This window comes from Methylophaga thalassica MP (genome assembly GCF_000214595.1).
GTDB classification, from domain to species: Bacteria; Pseudomonadota; Gammaproteobacteria; order Nitrosococcales; family Methylophagaceae; genus Methylophaga; species Methylophaga thalassica.
In genome coordinates this window covers 1,160,495-1,175,778 of sequence record NZ_AFIG01000001.1, presented here as the reverse complement: position 1 = coordinate 1,175,778, position 15,284 = coordinate 1,160,495, and the positions used below count along the sequence as shown (strand labels likewise).

Genomic DNA, 15,284 nt, shown 5'->3' with positions numbered 1-15,284 from the left:
CTATTTCCCCTCAGCTTGCCAGGCAGACTTCAGCGATGACACGCCTTCATCAATCACATATCCGTTACTTAAAAAAGCATCTGATACCGTGACACTATTCTCTGATTGAGAAACGATATGTACTGGTCGCAGGCTGATAGATTGACCATCAAAATAAAAGATATGGGTTATGCCTTCGACACGTAATATGGCTTTGTAAGGAATCTCATAAAGCATCGACTGCGTATTTTGCACAAAACAAACCTGTACAAATTCGCCGGGCGTCAATAACCCCGTATTCTCAGAAGTTTCAGCACGTACCAGCACACCCTGATCAATATTATGAACTTGCCTGCCAACCGTCATTACTGACGCTGAGACATCCCTGTCGCACACCATCACTTTTGAGCCAATATTGATGTTACTTGCGACCAGCAGTGGCACATGGATTTCAAGCCATAATGTTGATAAATCAGCCACCTCATACAACACATCAGATGCCATCACGCGTTGGCCAATCACGGCATTTTGTGCCATGACCACACCCTCACTGACCGCACGAACATGTAAATGGCTGCCCATGGTTTGTTGTTGCTTTAATGTTTTAATGGCATCTAAGGGCATTCCTGCTAACTGCAAGGTTTTTATTTGGCTATCAACCAAGGTTTTTTGCTGTTGATAACGCGTTTTAGCATCAAGATAACGGCGCTCGGCAATAATGCCCTCATTAAATAATTGCTTATCCCGTTGCATTTCAGTGAGTAATTGATTGAGCAGCCCCTCAGCCTGTAAATACTGGGTCTGCAACGATAACAAGGCCGGACTATTAACGGTGGCCAACACTTGACCTGCCTTAACAATATCGCCTTCAGCCACTAACATTTGCGTGACTACGCCTTCCTGACTGGTATGAACAATATGCCGATTCGCATTAGGAACAGACACTTTGGCGGGATAATGATGACTTTTTGTTTCGGAAACAGATACCGCCGCTTGATAGCTCACTCCAAGGTTGTCCATTTGGGTTTTATCCAATTGCAAACTTTGCGAATAAGTGGGGATGGATAAGCCGAGTGTAATAGTGATCAATAAGGGGCGTAACAGATTAGTCAACATCATGTTTTCCTAAACAAAAGAGTGGAGAAAAAAGCATAAAGACCAAAGAAAATACATCGAGAGCCAGTACTTGTAAGACGAGTATCAGATGGCAAATCAGCTTGCCAGTTTTAGGAAAAAACGCAGGTGATGTCGACAGATACGAAGTTTGCTCTGTCTTTTTCAGATGTCGCTGTTGAGGCGAATAAATTGGCTTTGCCAGCTCATTGTCTATCGTGACTGGCTTTTTTATTATCGTCCCTGTTTGCATCACTTGGTTCTACCGTCATAAAGATAGCACCATATTAGTGATGGCTTATTAACAGAGTCTTAAAGTGTTAACAAAACTTTACACAGACTAAAACTCAAACTCGGTCAGAAAACGTAAGGTGGCGTCAGGAGATTGTTTACCAACACCAAATAATATTCCGGTTTCCCAATGGAGTTTTTTACCAGCAGAAAAGCGCACATCTCCCAATGCAACCGGGCCAATGGCGCGGGTTTCATCACCGGCATAATATTCAATGGCTGGCTCAAACATAGGTGACAGTCGATAACGCGCCTGCATGCTTAGTGCTGTTTCGAGCTCTTCCTCAATATCATTACCCCATTCGTATTCAAGCCAAAGATTGGCTGCTCCGACCCAATCACCCCACTCCTTTTCCATAAGTAATGCTGTTGCTGCTTCCCACTGATCACGGATATTGGATTTTTCCAGTTCGGTGACCAGTCCCCAGTCAATGGCATACTCTCCCTGCTCAGTCAGTTGCCACTTGGCTTCGAGTTCATAACTATACAAACGAAAATTATCATTTTCTTCACTGGCGGTAAGATAACCTTCAACATAAAGGCGATCAGATAAAGACTGGCCATAACTCAGTTTTTGCAGACTATCGCCTTCAGCAGTAATCATCCGCCACTCTACTTCCTTTTCCAGCGGCTGCACATACGGATGGTAGACTTTATCGACTGCTGATCCATCCGCTTGGGCCAGGATAGGCGCAATTAATAAAGCGCCAGTAACGGTCATTACACGGTATTTCATTAATTTCGGTCTCGTTTTATAAAGCTGAACATCGCCACACAAAGCAAAGCGGCCATGCTACAAATATAGGCGATGACCTGACTTGTTTGGGGTGTTGCTTCATAACCTAATAAAGCAAACAGAAGTTGCCCGGCAACAGAGTGTTCATCAATGATATTAGAGCTATTCCAAATAGGTTCTGATGAGGTTAACAGATCCGCCTGAATCAGAAACTCAACCGCCTGCGACATTAAACTTCCTGCCACCAGTAACAATAATAAATAGCCAACCCATACACCGTGCCGGGGGATAAGGTTTACGATGAAATAATAAATAAACACACCAACACTTACACCGAGTCCAGCCCCCACAGCTCCTCCCATTAATACGGGCCCCAATAAATCCGGCACGCCAATAAAGCCAGTGATAAATAACAGGACTTCTGAACCTTCGCGCATAATCGCTAAAATAACAGTGCTCATAATAGCTATCACGGTTAGGCGACGACAGCGCTGCACATTCTGATGCGGTACAGCAGTGACAAAAATAACTAAAGCCATGAAGATAAGGATATTAATCGTTGCATTGACGATTTCCTGTCCAATCCCACCAAAGGCCATTGAGACAGTACTGATAGTGCCAGCGTAGATAAAACCACTGATTAGCCCTGAAACTAATGCGAGCAACATCCACTTTAAACTTCGGTTCAAAATCTGACTAAGTGCCAAAAACACGCTGATAATCAACGAGGCTTCCAGCACCTCACGTAAAACAATCACTACCGCATTAAGTAACACTATTTCTACTCCGCTATGACTTTGCCTTGTGCCGTTTTAGGGAAAAACTCACCAAAAAACGGATACACCCCGGCTGGCAGTGGACCAATAAAGATAAACGCCTGACTGTTTCCGGCTATTACCTTTTCACGGTTTAGTTCATAACTTTCAAATTCTTCCGCTGTCGGATCCATATTTTTCACCAACAGTTTGACTTTGGTATTGGCAGGGATTTTAACTTCATCGGGAAAGAAAAGATGATCACGAATTTCGATTTCAATCACCGGAGGGCCAGCGAACACCGGCATCACCAAAAACGATAAGAATAAAAATAACCCAACTCTACGCATAATTGACTGCTCTCAGAGGAAATATGACATCGACCTTTAATCCATGGCCCCAAGCGGATGTCCCCAATTGAATGTGGGCACGATGCAAATCAGCGATATGCTTAACAATAGTCAGTCCTAATCCACAGCCAATGACACCACTATTATGCTGATCACCATGCAGGCGATAAAAACGTTCAAACACACGCTGATATTGTTCTTCAGGTATGCCTGGGCCAGAATCTTCGACTCTCAGTAACACCCCTTCTTCATGACGCCTTACCACAACATGAATACGACCTTTCTCCGGTGTGTATTTATTCGCATTATTTAATAAATTGCTTATCAGGGTTTCCAGTGCAAACACATTACCTTCGATGATGTGTGACTCACCATCCATTTCTATTTCTTGCTGTTTAGACTCAAAAGCATGATAACTTCGTGCAATAAGTGATTGAACTAATTTAAATAAATCTACACTTTCAAACTTGACTGCCGCCTGATCAGGCGAGGTACGGTACAGCGCCAGAATCTGTTCGATAAGGTGCCCCATACGTTCGACACCATCGCGTAATAAGATAATGTCTTCATCGTCATTACCCAGTCTTGCACGTAAATTATGTAAATGTACTTTGAGCACGCTGACAGGGGTACGTAACTCATGCGCCGCATCAGCTGAGAAACGTTGCTCACGATCAAAGGCTTCAGCCAAACGTAATAACAGACTATTCGTATTATTGACTACTGTTGTGAGTTCTTTCGGCACACGGTCAAGCTCAATCGGACGGAGATCATCCGCTTTTCTCTCGCTCAACTGGCTGGCAAACGCGTTAAGTGGTTTGAGACCAATCCCGACGGCAAACCAGATAATTAACGCGGCTACAGGTATTGCCATCACAATCGGCAGTAACGATTCCATCACCACATCTTCGGCAAGCATATAGCGAATATCGATACGCTCGGCCACTACGACCCATCGCTGCAAAACCGTGTCGCGGTAAACATAATTTCGCCAGCGATAACTGCCAAAGTTAATGATATGAAAGCCCTCATCCAGTACACCCAGCACTTTATCTGGGGCATTCTCAGAACGCGTTAATAACTGACCGTTATCATCAATAATCTGAAAAAAGGTATAGGGTGTTTGCTGATTGGTTACCGTTTCCTGGCCGACCTGACGAGAGTTAGCTGAGGCGATCAATATCGCGGTGCTTTCTAAACGAGAATCAAATAAATTTTGTGCCTTTTGCATACTCGACTGATAACCATGCAATAACGACACAAAGTTCACCAGCGTTATTGTGGCTAATAACGCCAGTAATAAATAAAGGCGAATAGACTTCATTGCGCTTTAATTGTGTAACCCACACCACGCACCGTTGTGATGAAGTTCTCCGGTAGTTTCTTTCTTAAATGATGAATGTGGACTTCAATCGCATTACTGGCAATTTCTTCTCCCCAGCTGTAAAGCTTACTTTCCAGACTATCGCGGGTCTGCACGCGGCCAACATTCTCCATCAACATTTTTAATAGCATGTATTCACGACGGAAGAAATCGACATTCTCACCATTAACTTTCACCTGTTGAGCGCGCGTATCGATGGACACGTTGCCTACGGTCAGATCAGCATGTTTCAGGCTACTGAGCCGGCGTTCCAACACGCGCAGGCGCGCGAGTAACTCATCCATTTCAAACGGTTTTGCCAGATAATCATCCGCGCCACTATCAAGCCCGGCGACTTTATCCTGAATAGAGTTACGAGCTGTAAGAATCAGCACAGGCAACTCGGCATTACGCCGTCGAATTTGTTTCAGGACTTCATTACCGTCCATATCTGGCAGGCCCAGATCCAACACCACAATATCCGGCTCAGAAGAAGCAATGCTGTTAATGGCCTGCTTGCCTTCACTCAAATGATTAACGATAAAACCTTCCCTTTTCAGGCTGGTTTGTAAGCCTTTTGCGAGTGAAACATCATCTTCAATGAGTAATACCTGCATGTTGTTCATTCCCTAGTTTGTATCTGACCTGCTGTAAGGCTTTTTCGATTTCTTGCTGTCTTCCTTTATCTGCAAGGGGTCTACTTGGTCTGGCAGGTGCTTGTTGTGCTTTTAACAGATAAGTTTCTGCTTCTTTATACTGGTTATTATCTATTAAATACTGTGCATAGAAGTAATTACTATCTATGCCAGTTGGATTGATGGTCAAGGCTTTTTTCAACATCATTTCGGCTTTGTCATCATCACCAAACCCAATAGGCCAGCCGGGTACTTTGGCATATAAGGTACCTAAGCTGGTATAAGCCGAACCGTCCAGCGCGGTATCATTTATTTTCATCGCTTCTTCCAAATCGGCTTTTGCGGCTTTCGCCAGAGATAAAGCGCCAAGTCCGCCCTTGGCACCGGCATAACTTGATTCAATAATGCCACGCCAGATATGTGATTCCGCCGCCTCTGGATATTGCTTCACCACACTATTCGCTTTTTCAATCAGGCTTTCAAAGGCTTTTTCCTGTGCATCACCTGTTAGAGTGTAATTCACTTTAGCCCAGTCATGCTGCAAATCAGCGACGCTTTGCATCACATCGGCACTGACAGGTAGACTCACCAGCCCCAGAATCATCGAGAATATATACGCTTTCATCATTTTCTCCATTAAAAATAACGTTTTATGATAGGTAGTTGTTTAATAATTGATTTATCAACTATGCTTGGCAGAATACTGTTGATTCTGACAAACAGTTTTTCAGGCCAGCCAAAATAATGTCTTCGTTTATCCGTCAGCAAAAAGTCGACAATGGCATTGGCTACTTGCTCAGGGCTGTCCATCGCACTGCCTAATGCTTTATTCATATCATTGACATTGTCATTGTTGAGAGGCGTTTTGGTGGCGCGAGGTGCAAAGTAACGCACATCCACCCCACTGCCAGCCAGTTCACGATGCAGGGCTTCACTAAAACCCCGTAAGCCAAACTTGGTAGCACAATAAACGCTATAACCGGGCATGCCGATACTTCCCAGAATAGAGCCAACATTGACGATGGTTGATGGCGCATTTTTTTCCAGTAAAGGAATAAAATCGCGTGTCAGTGCAATCTGTGAACTCAGATTAATCGTTAACATCCGCTCAATATCATTATCTGAATGATCGGTGATGGCAGCAAAACGGTTAATACCCGCCAAATTAATGATCATTTGCACCGGATAAGGCAGATTTTCACAATAATCCAGCAGTGACTGGCGCTGCGTTGTCTTGCTAACGTCAGCTACAAAGTCGTAATGCTTTTCGCCTAAGCTGACGTTCAGTTCAGTTAACTTGTCTGCATTGACATCGGTCAATATCAACTTAGCGCCCTGATCGTGTAATGCCTTAGCTAACTTTTGCCCGATACCACCGGCGGCACCGGTAATCAGAATGGTGACATCTCTCAGACTTTGCATGGCATCTTCTCTTCAGTCAGGCTACGGAAGATGTTGCCGTAGAGATAATAAAAGCGTTTGGCACTATGAATAATGAGATCTTGTTCGGCGGGATCGTTGATTTGATTCATCAGACCTTCGAAGAATTTGACATGATCCTGATCCAGCGCTCCATGTGATCGCAGATAACTAAAGGCTTTAGTCGGTAAACCTAGTGCATTTTGAATACTTTCTGCGGCTTTGTCTGCAGTGGTGATACTGGTACCTTCCAGCACATGTACCATGCCAAAAAAACCTAAGGGATTGATGCGATGTACCATGTCATAAGCATAGGCGACCATCATTTCTGTCTGCAGATTTGGCTGACTGTGTCTTACCGCTTCTTTATCAGTACCACAGGCTGCGATATCGTTCAGTATCCACTCCTGATGGCCTAATTCTTCTTCGATATATTCTGCCACGGCATTACGTAGCCATTCTTTCTGTTCCGGCAAAGCGCCACCGACACTCATCAGCAATGGTACGGTATGTTTAACGTGATGATAGGCCTGCGTCAGAAAGTTAATATAAAGCTCGGTAGTGATATCGCCTGTCATCGCTTTAGCAATAATCGGTGCACTAAATAACTGCTCGCGAGCAGCGGCTGTTTCTGTTTGTAATCTGTCAAAAAAAAGCATTTATGCTTGTTCCTTGTATAAATCGTTAATCTGATGATCGTATATTTCCAGGATACGTTGTCTGACCGGACGGCCATTTGCTGTTAAGGTGCCTGCTTCAACGTTTAACGGCCATTCAAAGCGCTGCCAGTCAGCAAGCTGCGCGTAATCTGGCAGGCGTTTGTTGACCAGGGCTATCCATTGGCCGATCATCTCGTCGCTGATGTTGTCAAAACGAGGCTGAACCAAGACACTGCAATGTGATTTTGCATCTCCAATCACCGTGCAATAGGCCAGAATAGGATTAGCCAATAACTCGCTTTCCACCCACTCCGGATTGATATTTCTGCCAAAGCTGCTGATTAACAGGTTTTTACGGCGGCCGTTGATATGCAAATAATGGTTATCATCAATAAAACCTAAATCGCCGGTAGGTATCTGCGTTGGATACCAGCTATCAGGGTGGTTGATATAACCTAAAAAGCAGTTACCCCGGACGATGATTTCGCCGGACTCAATACTGACTTCCAGATGTTCAAGCGTCTGACCGACACTGCCTATTTGACGGTGTTTTGGACTATTCAGGCTGACAACCGAGCTACATTCCGATAAGCCATAACCTTCGTAAACCGGTAAGCCTAACTCATCAGCTTTACGTAATAAGTCTGCTGATACGCGACTGCCACCCACCGCAATAAACTTCAAACTGCCAGGTACTGGCCAGCCTGTTTCAGCAGCTGACACCAGGGTTAATAATAATTCGGGTAATAACACCACACTTTCTGGCTGTTGTTTGCTCAGCGTTTGTAGAAATTGCTGAACATCAAAACCTCGTCCACCATTAAAGCCGAGCTCGGCTGCTGGTAATAAGGTGACCGATCCTCTGCTAAGCAATGGTGCGTAAATGCCGGCTAGATTTTCCAGTAAGGTGGTCAGCGGTAATACACAAAGGTGTTTGATAGCTTGTAATTCTGTACGTTGAATAATGGCATCAGCCACAGCTAATTGATTATCTGTGCTCAAACACACCCCTTTAGGCTGACCAGTAGATCCCGATGTAAAGGTAATTTTTTGGGTTTTCTCTGGAATTTGACTCTGACCATTCTTGTCTAATGGAAACAAAATAAGATTGTCCGTTAACGACAGATGCAGCTGGTCAAACAGCTTGAGTGATTGAAATAATGTCGTGCCTTTCGATTCGATTAACGCTAATGCGCCACTTTCACTGATGGCATGATGTTGTTGTTCTGCCGAAAAAAAGGCAGGAATAGGCAAACTGATGACTCCGGCTTGATAACAGGCCAGATCAATACACGCCCAGTCGACACTGTTGTCGGCATATAAGGCAACGACATTCTGTGCATAAGGTAAAAGCAGTTCAGTTAGTCTATCCACTTCGTCTATCATCTGACGCCAGGTCAGCTGACGATATGGGTCCTGCAAGGCCAGTGCGTTTGGCTGTTGTGCCGCAATCCGACGTAAACGTTCGACTAACTCAGCCATGACGGAAACTCGCGACAAATTCATCTAATTGATGCTGATAGCTTTGACGCAAATACAGCATAAGCGGATTGTCAGTCAGTTTTGCCATGGTTTGTCGGATATTTCCGGCCACTACCACTGGCTTATCATCGTAATAACTACCCCAGCTTTCCCCTTTATCTGGCAACCTGGTCGGGTCTGCAACACGAATGGCAATAGTCTCAATATCTAATTTCGCCAACCACTGTGAAACGGCTGAATTAGCCGTAAACACAACCCATTCATAACCGGCTTGATAGAACAACTCAGCAAGAAGTAAAAATAGTGTTTGAGTCGCACGTTGTCGGCCGGAGGCCAGATTGCCTATTTCCACAATCGCATCACGTTGAACGACTGTTTGGGTAAGAATACTGAGCGTCGTTTGAATATCATTCTCAAGATAATACTCAAGAAAAAGGTGTGATGAATAACTGGCTGGCTGAAAACCAAGTGCTGCTGAAACTAAACCGCCTGTCCTGGCAGACAAGATAAACGGCAGAAAATGGCTGATCTCTGCACCATGTTGTTTTTCAAAGCGCTGATAAATAAATTGTTCAGCGTCCATTCGTCCTGGCTCATTCGCTTTTGCCAGCGTGAGTGGAAAAACAGGCTGAATAATTTGTCGCTCAACGACGCGTTGAGAGCGACTTTTAGTGACAGACTGTGCAAACGATCTAGCTTCCATAAAATTCCCCTTGGGAGGTGGTATGGAAGCTAGATTAAAAAAGAAAGCTTAACGAAAAATTAAGCTTAGAGGGCTTTATTAACTATTAGACAAAATCATCCCATATGATTGATTTAATTCAGAAATCTGTTGCTTTATTTGAACTTCCAACAGACGCTTTCTGCTCTCATTATCATTCGCCAGCGCCTGACTGCGCAATAAATCAATCAAATTAATTTCACCTAAATCAAAGGCACGTTTTTGTAATTGGTAATACTGCTGGGTGGTTTTATTTTGTTCCGTGATCAAGTCCAGCTGCTGTCGACTACTGTTTAATTCTTCCTGAAGGGCAACTTGTCGTGTTTTTAGCTGACGCCATAATGATTGACGTGCAACCTGAGCATCAGCTAATTCGGCTGAGGCCTGAGCGATGGCAGGTTGTCTGTATGCCTTATCATCCAGCGCCATGCTGAATCCGATGCCCATACTGTTGGTATAGTCTTCCGCCCTATCTCCCCGTTCTCGTCTTACGCCTACAGACAGGCTGGGATTTACTGCGCCGTCATATTGTGCCAGCCCCATTTGTGCCTGTAGTCTGGCTATCAACTGATCCTGTAACTGCAACTGCGGATGTTGCTGTAAGTCCTGAGTGGTGTTGCTAACGGCTTCTTCCACCTGCTGCGGCAAGGCGTTCTCACCGGTAATCAGTTGATATATTTTCAGCCGCTGTTGAAGCTGCGACTCTGCATTCACCATTTTGCTGTGCGCTTCAAGCGTGTTACTGCTCGCCAGTAAACGTTCAGTTGAGGCTAAATCCCCGGCTTTTACCCGCGACTCAACATCATTTTGTAATTTTTTTGCGTTTTCCCAGGTCAGTTTGGCTTGTTCAAGTTGGGCTTCGGCCAGTTTCACCTGCCAGATTTGTTGTCTCACTTCACCTGAAGCTTCCAGTTTCAATGCTTGCTGATAAGCAGGCAGTTCGGCTGCTATTTTGTCTGACAAGGCCTGTTGCTGTTGTTTTTGTCCTGGCAACCATAACGGTAAATCAACACCGCCTTCCCATTCTTGAAAACCGTGTCCGGTCCCCACTTCATCACTGAACAGGCTCAGATTCCCGGTCACCGGCTCGGCAAACAAGGCCTGACTGTATGTATCATTCGCCTGCAGCAATTGGCGGTATTTATCTTCAGCTAATAACCCCGGTAATCGCTGATATACCTTATCCGTTAGTGAAGCTAAATCCAGGTTAGCTGCATAAGGGACGCTGCTACTGACCGTCTCACTATCTTCTGCAAAACTCACCACAGGACTCAATGTGCCTATCAAGGCAGCTATAACATATGAGGTATAACGTCGCATGAAAAATCCTTAAATAAATGCTGATCTATCCAAACTACAACAGCATGCACAGTGATTGTTAAATCAGACTTAACACAGTATCAAATTGTCACTGACTCTGTTCGTTTCGGCAGAAATTTATCAGCAACTCGTTCGTAAACGGCCAGCATGGCGGGTATCACCAATAAGACTAAAACCGTTGAAAACATCAGTCCAAATGACATGGAAACCGCCATGGGGATTAAAAACTGTGCCTGTAATGATGTTTCAAATAATAAAGGCGTGAGTCCGGCGATAGTCGTGAGTGAGGTCAACAACACCGCGCGAAGACGTTGTGTTGAGGCTTCAATAATGGCTTGCTGTGTCGGCATTCCGGACTCGGTGAGTTGTTTGAAAAACGTCACCAGAATGATGGAATCATTCACAACAATACCTGATAAACCAAAAATACCAAACAAAGACAAAATGGTCAGATCAATACCGAGTAACCAATGTCCAATTAAGGCACCAATCAAGCCAAATGGAATCGCTGCCATGACCACCAGTGGCCAGCCATAGGATGAAAACACCCAGGCCAGCACCAAATAAATCATAATAAAGGCCAGCAATGTACCTTGTGCCATATCTGACATGGTATCAGCCTGCTCTTCTGCTCGGCCTTCATAACCAACTTTCACGCCGTATTTAGATGATATTTCAGGTAAAAAAGCCTTTTTCATATCATCTAAAATGACATTATTATTATTCACCACCGAATCAACCGTCGCGGTAATATGTATCGCTAACTGACTGTCGGTATGCCTGAGCACATCAAAACCCCGACGCGACTCAAACTCGACCACGCTGGATAAGGGCGCACTGCCTCCATTGGGCAGACGCAACATAAAGTTCTCTAATGTTGCCAAGGTGTTGCGCTCGGCGTCAGGTAACATGACACGTACTTCAACCTCATCATCGCCATCCTGAAAAATCTGAACTAATTGCCCATCAAACGCGGCCCGTAACTGACGCCCTACGTTTTCAACGGTTAACCCCAGTACTTCACCCTGGCCTTTGATCCGATAAATCAGCTGTTCCTGACCATAAGGCATATCATCTTCAATGGCACTAACACCGGTGTAATTTTTTAATTGTTCAGCCACCTCATGTGCGGCTTTTTTTAATTGCTGCGCTGAAGCGCCGCTGAGACGAATATCAATATCACTGCCAGGCGGCCCACCCCGTGCTTCACTGATGGTAAATGTTTCAATACCTGGCGGTAAGCTGATATGTTCACGCCAGTTGTTAATAAAATCTTTGTTTCTGATATCGCGTTGGTCTGGCGATATCATTTCCAGCTGAACAGAACCGAAACGCTCATCCGCTTGACCGCTACTAATATTTGAATTTGCTGATGAAGCACTGCCAAGCCGTGTAACCGCCATTTTGACAATGTTTTGCTCATAATCCGCTTCAGCTTCATCCAGTGCCAGATTGATATGTTGCAAAAACTGCTCAACATCCTGCTTCGGTGTGCCAGCGACAAATCGGGCATTCGCGGTAATTGTGGTGCCTTCCGGTGATGGGAAGAAGTTAAACAGGATTCGGCCACTGGCCAGCAAGCTGATTGAAATGATCAATAAAGCCAGTGTGAGACTGATGGTTACCGCACTGTTTTTCACAGCCATGGTCACTAAGGGTCTGAAAAACTGCTCACGAAAATGCTCAAACTTTTCATCCAACCAGCGTCTTAACCGACCTGGATCAAGATGATGCATTGTATGAAAAGTATGGCGTAAGTGGCCGGGAAGTATAAGAAAACTTTCTACAAGTGAAGCAATGATTACACAAATCACCACAAAGGGGATATCGAATAAGATATTGCCGATCACACCACTGATAAGCATCAGCGGTAAAAAGGCTGCAATGGTGGTTAAAGAAGAAGAAATCACTGGCGCCAGCATGCGCCTTGCCCCGCCCTCAGCGGCTAATAATGAGCGTTCTCCACTCTGATAGTGTGATAACGCATCTTCGCCCACTACAATCGCATCATCAACAATTATCCCCAGCGCCATGATTAAGGCAAACAGGCTGATCATATTAATGCTACCGCCCAATATATACAGCACGGTCAATGCAGCCATAAAAGAAACGGGAATACCCACGGCTACCCAAAAAGCCACTCTGCCGTGTAAGAATAAGAAAAGGATAGCCAACACCAGTAATAAGCCACTGAGACCATTACTGAGCAGCAAATTGATGCGTTCCTGTATCAGTGACCAACTGGCATCATAAACGCGGATATCTACACCTTTGGGTAAGCTGGGTTTAGCCTGTTCCAGCCAGTTTTCCATAATCCTCGCTGATTCAAGGGCATCAGCATTTTCTGTTCGTTGCAATGCAATTTCAACGGCGGGTTGTCCGTGATAAAAGACTTTCACCTGATCACGCATGGCGCGGCGTTCCACATCAGCCACATCGTCAAGCAATAAACGACGTCCCTGATAATCACTTTTTAAGGAGATATTGCCGAAGGCATCGGCATCCCTGCGTTGGTCAAGACTACGAATTTGCCGGGTCGTTTCACCATTACCAATCTCGCCTGCCGGTAAATCCTGACTCTGGTCAGCGACGCGTTGACTGACATCACCAAAACTTAAACCCAAAGACTCCAGTGTCGAGGTGCTGACTTTAATCGCCATCTCTTCATCTGGTAATCCGGTGATAGTGACTCGTGAAATACCGGCATCCAGCAGTTCGTGTTCAATTTGATGTACTAAGCCACGGAGTTCGTCTAAATGACCGTCGGTAGTGACCAATAATCGGGCAACATTGTCATAGTGTGTGGCAATGCTGATTTCGGGTGTTTCAGCATCTTTAGGCAGGTTGCGGAGCCGGGCAACATGATCTTTCACCTGATCAAGTGCCGGGCCCATCTCAGTGCCTTCATCAAACTCTAATGTCACTAAAGACGAACCATAAGATGAGGTCGAGGTCATTTTGTCGACATAATCGATGGTGCGAAGCTCTTGCTCAATACGGCTGGTTAACGAGTCTTCCACATCTTCTGCACTGGCACCGCGCCAGACCACATTGACAGTAATCACATCCAAGGCGAAGTTTGGAAAAAACTGGGTATTGAGTTTGCTCAATGACACAAAACCACCAATCAACATCATCAGCATCAACAGGTTTGCTGCAACCTTATGTTGAGCAAAAATGCCAATGATATCTGCGCGATGGGAGGTGAAACTCACAACTTGGTCTCAACCGCTAAACCGGTGATGGCATTGGGAAGCTGAGTAGTGACAATTAAATCACCGCTAGCAATCTCGTCACTTCGGATTAATAAACGATGTTGATTATCTTTGCCAACAACTTCCCCTACGCGTTCAATGGTGACGGCTTTTAAGTGGCCGTCTTCAATCAGATAGACACGGTCCAAACCATATAAAGCACTGAATGGCAGCTCGATCACGTTGTGCTGTTCTGATAGCTGTAACTGCAGCTCAACAAAGGTACCAAGCGGTAAGTTATTTGGGTGATTCACTAAGCGAAACAAGCCGTCGATACCACCACTATCAAGCCTGACTTCACCTGAAAGCCGTTTTAATTCAAGTTTAACGCGTTCATCATCAATCATCGCCGTCGCCTGAATAAGCTGATGGCGCTGCATCATTTGTCGGATTTGTTGGCTATATCGTCCAGGGATCTGCGCCCGCACTTCCAGATTATTAAGATCGTAGACATTAATCAGACTATCACCGGGTCTGACCCGATCACCCACGGCAACATTTAACTTCGCCACCCGGCTCGGGAACGGTGCTCTGATATCTGTTCGTTCTAGATTGACTTCACTTTGCTTCAGCAAGGCTTCTGCCCGTTTTTTTGATGCTTCTAGCTGGGCGATTCGTGAAGGGTGCTCAGCAATATCATTTTGTAACTGCTTTAGCGCCAGCTCTTGTTGCTGATAAGCGGCCGAAGATTCATCCAAAGCCGCTTGTGAGGTTAATTTATTTTGTTCGAGTTTTTTTGCGCGTTGCACCGCTTTATCGGCGAGGTTAACAAGTTGTTTTTGATTCTCTAATAATGCGAGGTCACGTCGATAACGGACATTTTCATTGGCAATTGAAGCGATAATTTCATCTACATCGGCCTGACGCTGCTGTTTTACTAGTTCAACATCTGTTTTATCCAATTGCAGCAGTAACTCTCCCTGAGTCACGGTTTCACCTTCTAACACCAGAACTTGCTCGACATCGGCTTCAACAGCCGCTTTTAGCGTGGCATCACGAGGCGTTTCAATACGTCCATATACGGTGACTTGTGGACTCACCGTGGTCATCTGCGCTGCAACTGCATTCACCAGCCAGGCTTTTTGCTGTGCATCCTTTGGCGTGGCTTTGGGTTTCGTCGCAACAAGCACCACAACAATCAGAATGGTCAGGCCAAAGATTAATACCGGTAATAAAAATTTTTTCAGCTTGACCATCCTGGCTTCAG

Annotated in this window: 14 protein-coding genes; all 14 read right to left on the bottom strand. The window is 45.1% G+C overall.

Going from position 1 to position 15,284, the window contains the following annotated elements:
- The gene (locus MAMP_RS05625; RefSeq protein ID WP_007145033.1) at window positions 1-1,095 is read right to left on the bottom strand and encodes an efflux RND transporter periplasmic adaptor subunit; all 1,095 of its coding nucleotides are present in this window, start codon (window positions 1,093-1,095) and stop codon (window positions 1-3) included.
- Window positions 1,096-1,432: 337 nt separating this feature from the next.
- Window positions 1,433-2,119, bottom strand: a complete 687-nt coding sequence (locus MAMP_RS05615; RefSeq protein WP_007145031.1) for a hypothetical protein — start codon at window positions 2,117-2,119, stop codon at window positions 1,433-1,435.
- A complete protein-coding gene (locus MAMP_RS05610; RefSeq protein WP_007145030.1) occupies window positions 2,119-2,895 on the bottom strand; it encodes an FTR1 family protein in 777 nt (258 codons plus the stop codon). The genes MAMP_RS05615 and MAMP_RS05610 overlap by 1 nt, the downstream gene beginning before the upstream one ends.
- 5 nt (window positions 2,896-2,900) lie before the next feature.
- Window positions 2,901-3,224 (bottom strand): cupredoxin domain-containing protein, encoded by a 324-nt coding sequence (locus MAMP_RS05605; RefSeq protein ID WP_007145029.1) that lies wholly within the window; start codon window positions 3,222-3,224, stop codon window positions 2,901-2,903.
- A complete protein-coding gene (locus tag MAMP_RS05600; RefSeq protein WP_007145028.1) occupies window positions 3,217-4,548 on the bottom strand; it encodes a sensor histidine kinase in 1,332 nt (443 codons plus the stop codon). The genes MAMP_RS05605 and MAMP_RS05600 overlap by 8 nt, the downstream gene beginning before the upstream one ends.
- Complete coding sequence (locus MAMP_RS05595) at window positions 4,545-5,204, bottom strand: response regulator (RefSeq protein ID WP_007145027.1); 660 nt, start codon at window positions 5,202-5,204, stop codon at window positions 4,545-4,547. The genes MAMP_RS05600 and MAMP_RS05595 overlap by 4 nt, the downstream gene beginning before the upstream one ends.
- On the bottom strand, window positions 5,185-5,847 hold the full coding sequence (locus MAMP_RS05590) for a tetratricopeptide repeat protein (RefSeq protein WP_007145026.1): 663 nt from the start codon (window positions 5,845-5,847) through the stop codon (window positions 5,185-5,187). Before MAMP_RS05590 ends, MAMP_RS05595 begins: the two co-directional genes overlap by 20 nt.
- Window positions 5,848-5,858: 11 nt before the next feature.
- Window positions 5,859-6,644: an SDR family oxidoreductase gene (locus tag MAMP_RS05585; RefSeq protein WP_007145025.1), complete on the bottom strand. Its 786-nt coding sequence runs from the start codon at window positions 6,642-6,644 to the stop codon at window positions 5,859-5,861.
- Window positions 6,632-7,300: a TenA family transcriptional regulator gene (locus tag MAMP_RS05580; RefSeq protein WP_007145024.1), complete on the bottom strand. Its 669-nt coding sequence runs from the start codon at window positions 7,298-7,300 to the stop codon at window positions 6,632-6,634. Before MAMP_RS05580 ends, MAMP_RS05585 begins: the two co-directional genes overlap by 13 nt.
- Window positions 7,301-8,782, bottom strand: a complete 1,482-nt coding sequence (locus tag MAMP_RS05575) for an AMP-binding protein (RefSeq protein ID WP_007145023.1) — start codon at window positions 8,780-8,782, stop codon at window positions 7,301-7,303. It abuts the gene before it with no gap.
- Window positions 8,775-9,485, bottom strand: a complete 711-nt coding sequence (locus tag MAMP_RS05570; RefSeq protein ID WP_007145022.1) for a thermostable hemolysin — start codon at window positions 9,483-9,485, stop codon at window positions 8,775-8,777. Before MAMP_RS05570 ends, MAMP_RS05575 begins: the two co-directional genes overlap by 8 nt.
- Before the next feature lie 78 nt (window positions 9,486-9,563).
- Window positions 9,564-10,823 carry a TolC family protein gene (locus tag MAMP_RS05565; RefSeq protein ID WP_007145021.1) on the bottom strand — a complete coding sequence of 420 codons (1,260 nt, stop codon included), beginning with the start codon at window positions 10,821-10,823 and terminating at the stop codon, window positions 9,564-9,566.
- A gap of 80 nt (window positions 10,824-10,903) precedes the next feature.
- Window positions 10,904-14,038, bottom strand: a complete 3,135-nt coding sequence (locus tag MAMP_RS05560) for an efflux RND transporter permease subunit (protein WP_007145020.1) — start codon at window positions 14,036-14,038, stop codon at window positions 10,904-10,906.
- A complete protein-coding gene (locus MAMP_RS05555) occupies window positions 14,035-15,273 on the bottom strand; it encodes an efflux RND transporter periplasmic adaptor subunit (RefSeq protein WP_007145019.1) in 1,239 nt (412 codons plus the stop codon). The genes MAMP_RS05560 and MAMP_RS05555 overlap by 4 nt, the downstream gene beginning before the upstream one ends.
- Between the last annotated feature and the right edge of the window lie 11 nt (window positions 15,274-15,284).